The sequence below is a fragment of the Methylopila henanensis genome (genome assembly GCF_042681025.1).
Lineage (GTDB): Bacteria > Pseudomonadota > Alphaproteobacteria > Rhizobiales > Methylopilaceae > Methylopila > Methylopila henanensis.
The window spans coordinates 204,184-217,797 of record NZ_JBHUER010000002.1 but is presented as its reverse complement, the minus strand read 5'-3'; the positions used below and the strand labels follow the sequence as shown (position 1 = coordinate 217,797).

The window sequence follows — 13,614 nt, the reverse complement described above, 5'->3', positions numbered from 1 at the left end:
CGCCTGCGTCAGCGCCGATCCCGTTCGATCGGCGCGGCGCGGGCCCATGTCTCCGCCGGCAGCCGGCGGAGACGCCACGCGTAGAGTTCCCCCAGCCGGCTGTCGCCGAGGCCGCGGCCGGAGACGAGCTGCAGGATGTCGGCGCCGGGGTTCCAGTTGCCCTCGATCAGCGTCGGCCCGCCCTCGGCGAGGCCCACGTCCCAGCCGACCACCGCGAAGCCGTCGCGAAAGGCCCCGTGGGCGCGGATCGCCAGCGCGACGGCCGCGTCGAGGTCGGGGATCGGCTGGCCGGCGAGCGTTTCGCCGCTCACGGGGTGGCGCGCCAGCTCGACCACTTCCGCGCCCGCCCGGCGGAAGCCGCGGCCGATCCGGCCGTCCGGCGTGACCGAGGCGACGATGTTGCCGGCGTTGAAGTTGTCGACCGGGCGGGGCCCGCCCGCGGACAGCCTCAGGACCCGGTCGCAGGCCTCGACGGCGCCGCTCTCGTTCACCGCGGTCATGACGCGCAGCGTCGGCAGCGCGCCCGGCGACAGCCGTGGAAGGCGCGGGTGGGGCGCGCAGGCGGCCTGCGCCACGGCCCCGGCGCGCCAGGCGGCGGCCACGGCCGCGAGCGTCTCGCCTTGGGACAGGTCGCGCCCGCCGGACCGCCAGCCATCTCCGGCGCGCCGGTACGCGACCACGCCAACGCCTTTCGAGGCGTAGTTCGGCTTGACGATCACGGCCGCCTGCGACGCGAGCCAGAGCCCGAGCGCGGCGTCGTCGCCGCGGAAGGTTTCGGGGACGGGCAGGCCGGCCGCCCGGCAGCGTTCGGCGAACAGCCGCTTGTTCTTCAGCGGGTTGGCGGAGAGCGGGTAGGCGCCCGGGTTGATCAGCCGGTGCAGGCCCTTGCGGGCGGCCATGGCGAGGTGGGCGTCGGCGTCGCCCGCGCCGGCGAGAAGCGCCTGCTCGGCCGCGTCCCAGCCCCGCCACCAGCCCGACCGGGGGCCGCCGAGGAGGTTTCGGGCGGCCGCGGCGGCGCTTAGCCCGAGGCCGATAGCCCGGTCGCCCGCGCTCCAGTGCCGCCAGAGCGTGTCGAAGTAGAGCGCGGACAGATCGGTCGCGGACGGCCGGCGGCGCGCGAACAGACGGCGCGGCGGCAGGGCGCGCAGCGTCAGCATCGCGGCTATTCGGCGGCGAGAGCCGGCCGATCGCCCGCGCGGAACGCCAGCACCTCCTCGGCGACGCGCAGGCTGCGGGCGTGGTCGACGTCGATCGCCGCGGCGCCGTCGCTGATCACGATCGGCAGCATCCTGAGGCCGAAGCGCCTGGACAGCCGCCGGAACGACGCTTCGAGCGCGCTGAGCCCGAAGCGAAATCGGACCAGCTCCAGCACGCCGCTCAGGCCGAGCGCGCCGACGACGCGCAAGGGATGCTTCACGAACTGCCCGCCAGAGCGGAACAGCTCGGCCGCCGCGAGCGCCGACGGCTCGCCGATCCAGTACATGTTGCAGTTCGAGAACGCGCCGTCCGAGCAGCGGTAGAACTTGCGCTGTCCATCGGGATGGACGCCGAGCACGTTCTCGCGGCGGGCGAGGGCGACCGCGACCTCGGCGCCGCGCCGGCGCGCCGCGACGTCGAACTCGGCGATCGCGTCCGGCGTCAGCAGGACGCTGTCGGCGGTGACGATCAGCACCGGGAAGGCCGCGCCTTCGACCGCGCCGAGCACGCTGTCGACGAGGTTCGGCTGCGCCGGCGCCAGCGTAAGCCGGCCGGCCGCCTCAAGCCGGCGGACCTCCGGCAGTTCGCCGAGGCCGGCGCCGTCGTTGACGCAGACGCGGATCTCGCCGACGCGATGGCTGGCCGCGAGCGCGTCGAGGACATGCGCGATCATCGGGCGTCCCGCGACGGGGGCGAGCGCCTTCAGCCGCACGCCGGCGGCCGCTGCGAGGGGATCGAGCCGTCCGTCGCGCTCGCCGGCGAGGACCAGCGCGGTGAGGGCCCCGCTCATGCCGCAAGCTCCAGGCCGACCGACGCGATGACGCCCTGCCGGCGCAGGCTGTGGGCGAGGATCGACTCCACCAGCATGGCGTGGGTGACGCCGAGCGAAGCGGCGGAGCGCGAGATGCTCTTCCGGGACCACAGATTGCAGGACAGGTTCACTTCCATGAACGACGCCGCGCCGCTGGCGGGGTCGTAGCGGAACTCGAACCGGCCGTAGTCGAACGGCCAGAGTTCTTCGCACAGCGCCGCCGAGTAGCCGTTGAGCCGCCGGATCAGTTCGGGGTCGTCGACCACGGTCAGCGGGTCCGGCCGCACGTCGGCGACGAGCGCCCGCTTCTCCTCGTAGGAGCGCAGCGCGCCGGCCGATTCCGGCGCATGGGCCATCGGCGGCAGCAGCCAGGGCTCGGGAAGGGCGCCGCCGACGGCCGGCACCGCCACGTCGAGCAGCGGCAGCCATTCCTCCACCAGCGCGTCGTGGCCGAGCGCGTGCAGCTCCTCCACATGGGCGCGGGCTTCGGCCCAGGTCGAGACGGTGACGACGCCCCACGAGGCGGAGGAGGCGTTCGGCTTCACGATCAGCTGCTCGGCCCGGAACGCGGGCTCCGCGATTGGGCGTCCCCGGCGGCAGGAGACCCAGTCGGCGGTCGGCACGCCGTGGCGGCGCGCGATCACCTTGGAGAGATGCTTGTCGTCGGCGAGCCCGCGCAGGATGGGGCTCGCCCCGAGGAACGGCGCGCCGCGGCGGGCGAGCAGCAGCGGCGCCAGCATCTCGCTGTTCTGGAACCCTGCGCGGTTCAGCAGCGGGAACACGAAATCCACGTCGGGGCGTCGTTCGATCGCCTCGAAGGCGTTGGCCGCGACCACCTCGACGCCGAGGCTCTCGATCGTGCTGCGGAGCTCGTGGTGATAGGTCGCGTGGTTGCCGTCCACGGCGTCGGGCGAGCCGTCGCCGCAGGCGTGCTTGGCGAGAAGCATGACGCGCAGGCGCGCCTTGTCCGAAGACGGGATCCGGGCGCAGCGGGGGTCGGGATTCGACATCGTGAGCATGGCTTGACGCTACCGGCGGTCGATGACGCGGCCGCGACGCCGCGCCGACGGTCCTGTGACGTCAGCGGCGGCTGGCGCCGGCGAGCGCCCGGACACGGCTCGCGACGTCCGCGAGCTCGGCGGCGGCGACGCCCGCGGCGCGAGCTCCGCCGTCGAGCAGGCCGTCGGCCCGCAGCGCGGCGATGAAGCGGTCGATGTCCCGGTTCGCGCGGACGAGACCCAGAGCGACGGTCCACTCGGCCGCGCGCCGCCCCGCGATCCGGCGGAGCGCGCGGAAGGCGCGGACTTTAAGGCCCGGCCGGCGCGGCAGGGCGAACAGCTCCACCGGCGCGCCGCTGAGCGCGGCTTCGGTGATCATCGAGGCGCTGTCGTCGGTGACGAGAAAAGCGTCCGCCGCGTCGAGAAAGGCGCGGTAGTCGTCGGCGCCTTCGCCGTAGACCGAGAGCCCGACGGAGACGTCGGCGACCGCGGCCACCGCCTTCAGGGCTGCGACCGCCTCGCGCGGCGTTCGGGGCGAGGTCGCGAGCAGCGCCGCGCCGCCGCTCTCGCGGGCGGACGCGAGCGCGGCTTCCGCAAAGCGCCGCGCGGCGTCGGCGTCGAGCCGCTGCGGGTCGGCGTCGCCGCCCGCGATCGCCATCAGGCGCGGGCGGGGCAGGGCGGCGAGGTCCGGCCGGACGGCAACGCGGCGACCTGCGGCCTTTGTCGGCGGAAACCGCTGGAGAAGCACGTTCGGCCGCGCTGGCAGGTCGTATTGCGGCGTGGTCACGACAAGGTCGAACCAGCCGAGCGGCGCCGACGGCCGCCCGAGATGGACCAGCCGCGTGCGCCCTCCCGACCGCGCGCGGATCCACAATGCGACGGCCGCCGAGCGCTTGCCGGCGCTCACCACCACGTCCGGCCAGGGCGCCGCGATGCTTTTGCGCGCGCCTGGCCGCAGCGTGAACAGCGAGCCGCCCGGCCGCAGGTTGAGCAGCCAGCCGAGCGGATTGAACGCCAGCGGCTTGCGCACGACGTCGAGGTCGCCCGCCTCGGCCACGGCCTCGACCATGCGCGCATCGCCGCGGTGTTTCGGGATCAGCGCCCAGAGGCGCGGCGGTGCGGGAGGCGGCGTAAGCATGGCTGGGCGGCCAGCCTAGCGCCTCCGTGCGACGCGCCCGTGTCGGCTCCGCGGCGGGGCCGCGGAGCCGAGGGTCTCAGAGGTCGAGCAGTTCGTTGGCCTTGTCCGGCAGGCGGCCGTCCTTCGGCGTTTCGATCGCGACGCGCTTCAGGTCCGGCGGCGTCGCCTCGTCGGTCAGCGTCAGCACGGCGGCGTCGAGCGACATCGGCGTCTGGTTCTGCGAGCCGAGGCGGCGGATCGAGACGGCGCGCGTCTCAGCCTCCTTCTTGCCGACCACGACCAGCACCGGCGTCTTGGTCAGCGAGTGCTCGCGCACCTTGTAGTTGATCTTCTCGTTGCGCACGTCGAGCTCGACCCTCAGGCCCGCCCGCCGCAGCGTCTCCGCCACGTCGGCGGCGTAGGAATCGGCCTCCGAGGTGATGGTCGCCACCACGACCTGCACCGGCGCGAGCCAGAGCGGGAAATGGCCGGCGAAATGCTCGATCAGGATGCCGGTGAAGCGTTCGAGCGAGCCGAAGATCGCGCGGTGGATCATCACCGGGTGATGCTTCTCGCCGTCCGCGCCGATGTAGAACGCGCCGAAACGCTCCGGCAGGTTGAAGTCGACCTGGATGGTGCCGCACTGCCAGTCGCGCCCGATGGCGTCGCGCAGGACATATTCGAACTTCGGCCCGTAGAACGCGCCTTCGCCCGGATTGACCTCGGTCGTCACCCGGTTCCCGTACTGCGCCTTAATGGCGTCGAGCGCGTCGCCCATGACCTGCTCGGCGCGGTCCCACAGCGCGTCGGAGCCGACGCGCTTCTCCGGCCGGGTCGAGAGCTTCAGCACGATCTGGTCGAAGCCGAAGTCCGAATACATGCCGAGGATCAGCTCGTTGAGCGCGAGCGTCTCGGCCATGAACTGCTCGTCGGTGCAGAAGATGTGCGCGTCGTCCTGCGTGAAGGCGCGCACGCGCATCATGCCGTGCAGCGCGCCCGACGGCTCGTAGCGGTGGACGATGCCGAATTCGCCCATGCGGATCGGGAGTTCGCGGTAGCTCCTGAGACCGTGCTTGAAGATCTGCACATGGCCGGGGCAGTTCATCGGCTTGATCGCGAACACCCGCTCGTCTTCCGTCTCGGTGACGAACATGTTCTCGCGGTACCAGTCCCAGTGGCCGGAGGTCTGCCACAGCGAATGGTCGAGGATCTGGGGCGTGTTGACCTCGACGAAGCCGGAGCCGGCGGTCTGGCGGCGGGAGTAGCTGATCAGCGTCTGGAACAGGGTCCAGCCCTTCGGGTGCCAGAACACGGCGCCGGGGCCTTCCTCCTGGAAGTGGAACAGGTCCATCTCCCGGCCGAGCCGGCGGTGGTCGCGGCGCTCCGCCTCCGCAAGCTGGTGCAGGTAGAGGTCTAGCCCGGCCCTGTCCGGGAAGGCGGTGCCGTAGATGCGCTGGAGCATCGGGTTGTTTGAGTCGCCGCGCCAGTAGGCGCCCGCCACCTTCATCAGCTTGAAGGCGTCGCCGACCTTGCCCGTCGAGGTCATGTGCGGCCCGCGGCAGAGGTCGATCCACTCGCCCTGCGCGTACATCTTGAGGCTCTGGTCCTCGGGGATGGCGTCGACCAGCTCGACCTTGAACAGCTCGCCCTTGGCGCGGAAGAACTCCTTCGCCTTGTCGCGGCTCCAGAACTCCTTCGTGAACGGCCGGTCGCGCGCGATGATCTTGCGCATCTCGGCCTCGATGGCGGCGAGGTCGTCGGTCGAGAAGGGCTCGGGCCGCGCAAAGTCGTAATAGAAGCCGTTCTCGATCACCGGGCCGATCGTGACCTGCGTCTCCGGCCACAGCGTCTGCACCGCCTCGGCGAGCACATGGGCGCAGTCGTGGCGGATCAGCTCCAGCGCGCGGGCGTCGTTGCGGTCGAGGAACTCGATGCGGACGTCGCGCTCGATCGGGTCGGCGAGATCGACCACCACGCCGTCGAGCGCCATGGCGACGGTGCGCTTCAGCAGCGACTTGGAGATCTGGCCGGCGATGTCGGCGCCGGTGGTCCCGGCGTCATAGGATTTCTGGGCGCCGTCGGGGAAGGTGACGATGGGCATCTGTGGTCTCCGCTCAGTTCTGCCTACGAATGCAGGTAAGCGCTTCTGGAAATATCGCCGTGGCGGTGGAGAACAGCCGCTTCGCGTCCGGCCATCCTCACCGTCATGCCCGGCGAAGCCGGGTATCCACGTCTTCCTTGGACGCCGCGCGCGACGACCAAGTCGTGGATGCCCGCGAGGACGCGGGCATGACGGTTGAGGGTGGCTCCCAACTTCGGCGCCAGAACTCCAGCCGCCGTCAGCGGTCGGATACGGCCTCGCAGGTCGGCGTTTCCGGCCTGCGCGCGTAGCGCCACGGCCTAGACCACGCAGCGTCCGAAGGCAACGCGCGGGGCACGGGATCGAAGCCGTCGCTCCCCCACGGGTGGCAGCGGCAGATGCGCCCCGCGGCCATCCATCCGCCGGCCCACGCTCCGTGCCGCGCGATGGCCTCGTCCGCGAATTCGGAGCAGGTCGGCAGGAAACGGCAGCGCCGGCCCATGAACATCGACAGGGAATAGCGGTAGCCGAGGATCGGCAGCCGCAGCAGCGAGGCGAGGGGGGAGCGGAAGGAGAGGGGCGGAACGCGCTCTTGTCCCGGACTTGATCCGGGACCCAGAGCCGCCTTGGCTCCCGATGGCCGCTCGGCGCGTTGGGCGCTCATCATGATCCGCTCGCGCGTCTGGGTCCCGGATCAAGTCCGGGACAAGAAGGCCTCACGCCGCCCGCTTCGACTCGATCTGGTCCAGCGCGTCGACCACGGCGTCGAAGGTCAGCAGGGTGGACGCATGCCTGGCCTTGTAATCGCGCACGGGCTCGAGGACCTTGAGGTCGTCCCAGACGCCGTCCGGCGCCGGGCCGTTCTCCTTCAGCATGCGACGCATCGTCTCGCGAACGGCGCGCACCTCGTCCGCCGTGCGCCCGACGACCGTGCGCGCCATCACCGAGGACGACGCCTGGCCGAGCGCGCAGGCGCGGACCTCATGGGCGAAGTCGGTGATCTTCTCGCCGTCGAAGGCGATGTCGATCGTCACCGTCGATCCGCACAGTTTCGAATGCGCGGTGGCGGTGGCGTCCGGCGCCTCCAGCCGGCCGAGCCGCGGGATGTCCGCGGCCAGCTCGAGGATGCGGCGGTTGTAGATGTCGTCGAGCATTTCAGCGCTCTTCATGCTAAGGGCTGGCGGCGCAAGTCTCGGATTGTTCGCCCGGTTTCCGCGACTATATAAGCTGCGGCGGACGCGCTCGCCATGTGGTATGCGGGAAACCGGCGCGAACTCACGGTCGGTGGTCCGCGTTGCGGTATCGTGCGTAAGGCGCAAGCAAAAAGGCCCGCCTAGAGGAAGCTCATGGACGCCGTCGTTCAGCATCCCTTTGCCCGCGTTCCCATCCCTGCGCCCAAGCCCTCCTCGCCGCGCAAGCCGTCGCGCGAAGAGGCGGAGGCCGCGGTGCGGACCCTTATCGCTTGGGCGGGCGACGACCCGACGCGCGAGGGCCTCGTCGACACCCCGAAGCGGGTGGTGAAGGCCTATGAGGAGCTCTACGCCGGCTACCGCGTGGACGCCGCCGACAGCCTGGAGCGCGTGTTCGAGGAGGTGCAGGGCTACGACGACATGGTCGTGCTCCGCGACATCCCGTATTTTTCGCATTGCGAGCACCACATGGTGCCCTTCGTCGGCAAGGCGCATGTCGCCTATTATCCGTCCAATGGCGTGGTCGGCCTGTCGAAGATCGCCCGCGTGGTCGACGCCTTCGCGAAGCGCCTGCAGACGCAGGAGGCGCTGACGGCGCAGATCACCGAGGCGATCGACGAGAACCTGAAGCCGCGCGGCGTGGCCGTGATGCTTGAGGGCGAGCACATGTGCATGTCCATGCGCGGCATCCAGAAGCAGGGCGTGTCGACCGTGACGAGCCAGTTCACGGGCGTCTTCCGCGACGATCCGGCCGAGCAGGTGCGCTTCATCACCCTCGTTCGCGGCGGCCTCACGTCGCCGCGCTGAGCGCGCCGACGCCGCCCTAGGCTGTCATGACCGCGTCGTCGCGGGCGTCCACGATTTCGGCGTGAGGCGCGACTTTCCCTAACGATCGTGGACGCCCGGCTTCGCCGGGCGTGACGGCCGGAGCGGCGCGCCGACCTGTTCGGCGGCCTCAATGGAGCCGAGATTGACCGACCCTGCCTCGCCCACCCACACGCACGATCACGACGTCGAGGAAGGCCTCGCCTTCGCTCCGAAGTTCGACCGCGAGGGGCTGATCGCCGCCATCGTCACCGACGCCGCCGGCGGCGGGGTGCTGATGTTCGCCTATATGAACGCCGACGCCTTGAAGGCCACGATCGACACCGGCGTCGCGCATTTCTGGTCGCGCTCGCGGGGCGCGCTCTGGCGCAAGGGCGAGACCTCCGGCCACGAGATGGCCGTGGAGGAGATGCGGGTCGACTGCGACCAGGACGCGCTCTGGCTCAGCGTGCGCGTGGCGGGGACCGGCGCCGCCTGCCACACCGGGCGCAAGTCCTGCTTCTACCGCCGGGTCGAGGCGGCCGACGGCGGCGCGTCCCTCGCCATGGTCGACAGCGACCGGCTGTTCGATCCGCGCGTCACCTACGGCGCCTGAGCGCCGACGCGAAGCTGTCGCACAAGCCGCTTAAGCCGCGAGGCGTGTCGTGGCGCTCCCCAGCGCCAGCCGAACCGTCGAGGCCGCGTGTTTCCCTCAAATCCGTTCCGTCGCGCCGCCAGTTTCGCCGTGACCGCCGACGCCGACGCGCCGGAGCCGACCACGCCGCAGCGGCCGACTCTCGCGCTCGCGCTCGGCGGCGGCGCGGCGCGCGGCTGGGCCCATATCGGCGTGCTGCGCTCGCTCGAGAAAGCCGGCCTCGCGCCCGACGTCATCGCAGGCACCTCGATCGGCGCCGTCGTCGGCGGCTGCTGGGCGGCCGGGAAGCTGGACGAGCTCGAGGCATGGGCGCTGTCGCTGACACCGCGGCGCATGTTCGGGATGCTGGACCTTCGCATCGCCGGCGCCGGGCTCATCAGCGGCGGGCGGCTGCGCGCGCAGCTCGAGACCCACCTCGCCGACGCCGCGATAGAAGACCTCGGCCTCCGGTTCGTCGCGATCGCGACGGAGTTCGGCACGGGGCACGAGGTCTGGCTCGGCCGCGGGCGGCTGTCGACCGCGCTGCGCGCCTCCTACGCGCTTCCGGGCATTCTCGAGCCGGTCCGCATCGGCGGGCGCTGGCTGATGGACGGCGCGCTGGTCAATCCGGTGCCGGTGTCGGCCGCGCGCGCCCTCGGCGGCCGGCTGGTCGTCGCCGTCAACCTGCAATCCGAGATGTCGGGGCGCGGCACCGTCATCCAGGCGCACGCGCCGACCGAGGAGGACGAGGCGGCGGTCGAAACCGTCACCCGCGTGCGGCGGCGGATGCGCTTCCGGCGCCGGCGGCCGACGGAGGAGCGGCCGCCGATCGCGATCCAGGCGCCGCAGCCCGGCGCGCCGGGCATTCCGGCCGTCATGGTCGAGGCCTTCAACATCGCCCAGGACCGGATTTCCCGCTCCCGTCTCGCGGGCGATCCGCCCGACGTCATGATCGGTCCGCGGCTGGGACGATTCGGGCTGTTCGAGTTTCACCGCGCCGCCGACGCGATCAGGCTCGGCGCCGAAGCCGCCGACCGCGCCATCGACAGCATTCGCGACTGCATGGACGCGCTGGCCTGAACGCCGGCCGCGACCAGCGGCGGCGACCACGCGGGGCCGTCGGTCCGCCATGCCCGCTTCGCGCTTGTGCGGCGCGGGCGGTGAGAGGTATTCCAGCCGCGACTCGGCAGGAGGGACCGATGCTGGTGGTGTTCGACGTCGACGGCACGCTGGTCGACAGCCAGCATGCGATCGTGGCCGCGATGACGGAGGCTTATGTCGGCAACGGCCTCGCCGCGCCGTCACGGGAGGCGATCCTCGGCATCGTCGGCCTGTCCGTGCCCGAGGCGGTCGCGGTGCTGAGCGCGTCCGGCCTCGATCATCCGGTCGCCGCCATCGGCGACGCCTACAAGGCGGCTTTCAACCGCGCCCGGACGGCCGCGCCCAAGGCCGATCCGCTCTATCCTGGCGCGCGCGAGGCGCTCGCGGCGCTCGCCGCCCGAGGCGACGTGCTGCTCGGCCTCGCCACTGGCAATTCGCGGCGCGGCGTGGAGCGCTTCATCGACACCTTCGGCTTTCACGGCGTCTTCGCGACCACGCAGTCGGCCGACGACGCGCCGTCGAAGCCGCATCCCGGCATGCTGCTGCTGGCCTGCGCGGAAGCGGGCGTCACGCCCGAGGAGACCGTCATGATCGGGGACACCACCTTCGACATGCAGATGGCGCGCGCCGCCGGCGCGCGGGCCATCGGCGTCGCATGGGGCTACCACCCTCCGGAGCGGCTGGCGGCGGCCGGCGCACATACGGTGCTGTCCCGCTTCGACGACCTGATTCCGGCGCTGTCGCTGCCGCAGGCGGAGGCCACGGCATGAGCGCTCCGCTTCCCAAAAGGTTCTACGACGTCGCCGGCGTCCTGGAGCGCGAGGACGGCTTCGTGGTCGCCCTCGACGGCAAGGCGGTGGTGACGCCGGCCCGCGCGCCGCTCGCGCTGCCGACCGCCGCGCTCGCCGACGCCGTCGCCGCCGAATGGGCCGCGCAGGTCGAGGTGATCGATCCCGCGACCATGCCCCTGACGCGTCTCGCCAACGCCGCGATCGACGGCGTCGCCCGGGCGCGGAGCGAGGTCGCCGAGGACATCGTGAAATATGCCGGCAGCGACCTCGTCTGCTACCGCGCCGACGGCCCCGAGCGGCTGGTGGAGCGGCAGCGGCTGAGCTGGGACCCGGTGCTCGCCTTCGCCCGCGACGACCTCGGCGCGCGGTTCGTGCTGGCCGAAGGCGTGATGTTCGTGGACCAGAGCGACGAGACGATCGAGGCGGTCCGATGCGCGATCCGACGCCACGACGACGTCTTCACGCTGGCGGCGCTGCACACGATGACGACTCTCACCGGCTCGGCGCTGCTCGCGCTCGGGGTTCTGCGCGGCGTGCATACGGTCGAGGAGGCGTGGTCCGCCGCCCATGTGGACGAGGACTGGAACGTCGAGCTCTGGGGTCAGGATCACGAGGCGCAGGCCCGCCGGGCCGCGCGATGGCTGGAGATGCGCGCCGCCGCGCTGATGGCGGAGTTCGTGAGATGACGCCCGCTTCGGCGCATGGGATGCGCCGCGGACACACCCGACGCAGATTGTGGCGGAAAAGCGTCGAACGAGGTTGCGGCCGGCACGCGTAATGCGCGTAGTCAGCGTGTCCTTCACGCTGCAGGTCCGCAGATGTTAATCTCGCTTATCAAACTCGCCGCCGCCGTGCTGGCCACCCTTCCGCTCGTCGCATGCGCGGGCGCGCCGGGCATCATCTCGCCGAACGAACCGGCCCATATCAGCAAGGTGCATGTGTCTCTTGCGCCGAACGTCTCCACGCCCGGCTTCGCCGAGACGGTGCGCGCTCGAACGGCGTTCCATGCGGCGCGTTTCGAGCGCAAGGGCGCGCCGAAGGAGCTTCGGGTCGCCATTTACCGCCACACGTACAAGAACCCGGCGATGGCGCTGCTTGTCACCGACGCCAACGTCGTGCAGGCGCGCGTCTCGGTGGTCGATGTTGCCTCCGGCAAGGTCCAGGGAGAAGTCGAAGCGGGCGCCATCGACAGCGTCGGCGGCGGCGTGGTGGGCGCGATCGTCGCGGTTGCGCAGGAGAAGCAGAACGTCGACCAGCGGCTTGCGGAGGGCCTTGCGAAAGCGGCGCTGAGGCACGCCTATGGCTCTGCGCGCGCAAGCCCCGTCATCGACCGGGACGATCCGGTCGCGGCTCCCGCCGCGAGGCCGGACGCGACGCCCGCGCCGGCGCCGGCCAAACCCGCGAAGGATACGCCGGTAGCCTCCGCCGCCAAGAAACCCGGCGCTGGCGGCGGCTAACGTCGCAGTCCGAACAGCCGCCAGGGCCTGCCGTTCGACGCCTTTATCAGGGCGCCCACGCGCTTGAGGTTCTTGTGCTCCGGTTCGAGCGCCGCCGCGATATTGTAACCGCGCACCGCGAGGCCGTGAGGGATGCGGTCGTGCCACGCGCGCAGGAAGCGCAGCCAGCTGTTGGCGTCCTGGCGCGGCAGCTCCAGCGCCTTGGCGAGCAGGCGCTGGGCCTCGGGCTCCAGCCCCGCCTGAAGCGCGGCGGCGCAGGCGGCGAGGGCGCACGGGCCGCTGCTCTTGTTGCGCCGAAAGCAGCGGAACAGGGCCTGATAGGCGTCGCCCATACGGCCGTCGGCCGCGAGCTGGTTCGACAGGAGCGCGGCGATATCGAGGGACTTCGGGTAGATGTCGCAGAGCTGCTCGGCGATCGCGACGCCGCGGGCGCGTTCGCCGCGGGCGGCGAGGTGCTCGAGATGCGGCGAGACCACGCTCTGCATCACCCGCTTGAGATGCATCTTCCGCCCGTTCTCGAGATAGCTGAGGAACAGGCGGACGGTCTGCTCCCGCACGCCCGCGAGCATCCGGCCCTTCTGCGATCGCCGCTCCAGTTGGTGCAGCAGGCCGTTGAGGCAGACCAGGCTGTCCCGCCGCCGCGCCCTGATCGCGTGGCGCAGGGCGTCGGGATCGTCCCGGCCGGCGACGAAATCCAGCACGAAGCCCGACAACAGGCCCATCTCGGCGAGGGCGGCCGAGACGTCGTGCGCGGCGAACGGCACATGGACCGTCTCGACCGGCGCGACGGCCATGAAGGCTTCCGCATGCGCGCGGTCGAAGGGGTAGCGCGGGTCGAACAGGATCGTCGTCCGCGCGGTCTCAGAGCGGACGTCCTCGTAGCGATAGAGCTCGGGGCTCACCTTCCACTGCTTCTTCCAGCCCGCGTTGCGCCCGCCGACCGCGAACTGCGGCGAGATCGCAAGCGTCCGGTCGGCCTTGAGGGCCTTGGCGAACAGCAGGGCGCCATGGCCGCCCATGCTGGAGCCGTAGGTCACGACGCTGGCGAAGCGGCGGGGGAGATCGAGCGCGCCGACCGCGGCGATAGCCGCGGCCATCTCCGGGGTCTGCCACCAGTGCGTGTCGCGGTGGATGAAATGGATCGCCGAGACGCCGTGCTTGTCGAGCAGCTTGTCGGCGTAGCCCGGCTGGCGCGGACCGTCCGCATGCGGCGTGAAGGTAATCACCACGTCGCCGCCGCCGCCGTGCAAAGCTCCGACGACGGCGACGTCCCTGCCCGAAAAGATCTCGATGCGCTCGACCATGCGTCCCTTCGCCGGCGACCGTCCGCCGGCCGGCGGCGCAACGTTAGGACGCAGCGCGCGCTCGTACAATGCGCGCGGACATAGCGAGAGGCGTCCTTTCCGCTCACATTCGAGATGGCCGGAGCGCGCG

Annotated in this window: 14 protein-coding genes; 6 read left to right on the top strand and 8 right to left on the bottom strand. The window is 71.5% G+C overall.

Annotation, left to right across the window (positions count from 1 at the left end; translation table 11 throughout):
• Positions 1 to 8: 8 nt before the first annotated feature.
• From ACFSCV_RS03700 to ACFSCV_RS03670, 7 genes are all read right to left on the bottom strand, one after another.
• Positions 9 to 1,157: a sugar-transfer associated ATP-grasp domain-containing protein gene (locus tag ACFSCV_RS03700; RefSeq protein ID WP_378797125.1), complete on the bottom strand. Its 1,149-nt coding sequence runs from the start codon at positions 1,155 to 1,157 to the stop codon at positions 9 to 11.
• 5 nt (positions 1,158 to 1,162) lie between these two features.
• Positions 1,163 to 1,987, bottom strand: coding sequence for an NTP transferase domain-containing protein (locus ACFSCV_RS03695; RefSeq protein WP_378797124.1), 825 nt, complete (start codon positions 1,985 to 1,987; stop codon positions 1,163 to 1,165).
• Complete coding sequence (locus ACFSCV_RS03690; RefSeq protein ID WP_378797122.1) at positions 1,984 to 2,955, bottom strand: D-alanine--D-alanine ligase family protein; 972 nt, start codon at positions 2,953 to 2,955, stop codon at positions 1,984 to 1,986. The genes ACFSCV_RS03695 and ACFSCV_RS03690 overlap by 4 nt, the downstream gene beginning before the upstream one ends.
• Positions 2,956 to 3,088: 133 nt before the next feature.
• Entirely contained in the window at positions 3,089 to 4,075 is a 987-nt protein-coding gene (locus tag ACFSCV_RS03685) for an ELM1/GtrOC1 family putative glycosyltransferase (RefSeq protein WP_378797120.1), read from the bottom strand.
• Positions 4,076 to 4,220: 145 nt separating this feature from the next.
• Complete coding sequence (thrS, locus tag ACFSCV_RS03680) at positions 4,221 to 6,224, bottom strand: threonine--tRNA ligase (protein ID WP_378797118.1); 2,004 nt, start codon at positions 6,222 to 6,224, stop codon at positions 4,221 to 4,223.
• A 238-nt stretch (positions 6,225 to 6,462) separates the two neighbouring features.
• Entirely contained in the window at positions 6,463 to 6,867 is a 405-nt protein-coding gene (yidD, locus tag ACFSCV_RS03675; protein ID WP_378797116.1) for a membrane protein insertion efficiency factor YidD, read from the bottom strand.
• 52 nt (positions 6,868 to 6,919) lie between these two features.
• Positions 6,920 to 7,357: an iron-sulfur cluster assembly scaffold protein gene (locus ACFSCV_RS03670; protein WP_378797466.1), complete on the bottom strand. Its 438-nt coding sequence runs from the start codon at positions 7,355 to 7,357 to the stop codon at positions 6,920 to 6,922.
• Positions 7,358 to 7,549: 192 nt separating this feature from the next.
• Between ACFSCV_RS03670 and folE the strand changes: the two genes are divergently transcribed.
• The 6 genes from folE (at position 7,550) to ACFSCV_RS03640 (ending at position 12,180) form a co-directional block, all read left to right on the top strand.
• Positions 7,550 to 8,200: a GTP cyclohydrolase I FolE gene (folE, locus tag ACFSCV_RS03665; RefSeq protein WP_378797114.1), complete on the top strand. Its 651-nt coding sequence runs from the start codon at positions 7,550 to 7,552 to the stop codon at positions 8,198 to 8,200.
• 151 nt (positions 8,201 to 8,351) lie between these two features.
• On the top strand, positions 8,352 to 8,813 hold the full coding sequence (gene hisI, locus ACFSCV_RS03660) for a phosphoribosyl-AMP cyclohydrolase (RefSeq protein WP_378797112.1): 462 nt from the start codon (positions 8,352 to 8,354) through the stop codon (positions 8,811 to 8,813).
• A gap of 129 nt (positions 8,814 to 8,942) precedes the next feature.
• Complete coding sequence (locus tag ACFSCV_RS03655; RefSeq protein WP_378797111.1) at positions 8,943 to 9,911, top strand: patatin-like phospholipase family protein; 969 nt, start codon at positions 8,943 to 8,945, stop codon at positions 9,909 to 9,911.
• 80 nt (positions 9,912 to 9,991) lie between these two features.
• Complete coding sequence (locus tag ACFSCV_RS03650; RefSeq protein ID WP_378797110.1) at positions 9,992 to 10,702, top strand: HAD-IA family hydrolase; 711 nt, start codon at positions 9,992 to 9,994, stop codon at positions 10,700 to 10,702.
• On the top strand, positions 10,699 to 11,409 hold the full coding sequence (locus tag ACFSCV_RS03645) for an ATP12 family chaperone protein (protein WP_378797109.1): 711 nt from the start codon (positions 10,699 to 10,701) through the stop codon (positions 11,407 to 11,409). The genes ACFSCV_RS03650 and ACFSCV_RS03645 overlap by 4 nt, the downstream gene beginning before the upstream one ends.
• Positions 11,410 to 11,424: 15 nt before the next feature.
• Positions 11,425 to 12,180: a hypothetical protein gene (locus tag ACFSCV_RS03640; RefSeq protein WP_378797108.1), complete on the top strand. Its 756-nt coding sequence runs from the start codon at positions 11,425 to 11,427 to the stop codon at positions 12,178 to 12,180.
• Here ACFSCV_RS03640 and ACFSCV_RS03635 read toward each other — a convergent pair.
• Positions 12,177 to 13,484: a hypothetical protein gene (locus ACFSCV_RS03635; RefSeq protein ID WP_378797107.1), complete on the bottom strand. Its 1,308-nt coding sequence runs from the start codon at positions 13,482 to 13,484 to the stop codon at positions 12,177 to 12,179. The two genes, ACFSCV_RS03640 and ACFSCV_RS03635, sit on opposite strands and share 4 nt — an antisense overlap.
• Positions 13,485 to 13,614: the final 130 nt, after the last annotated feature.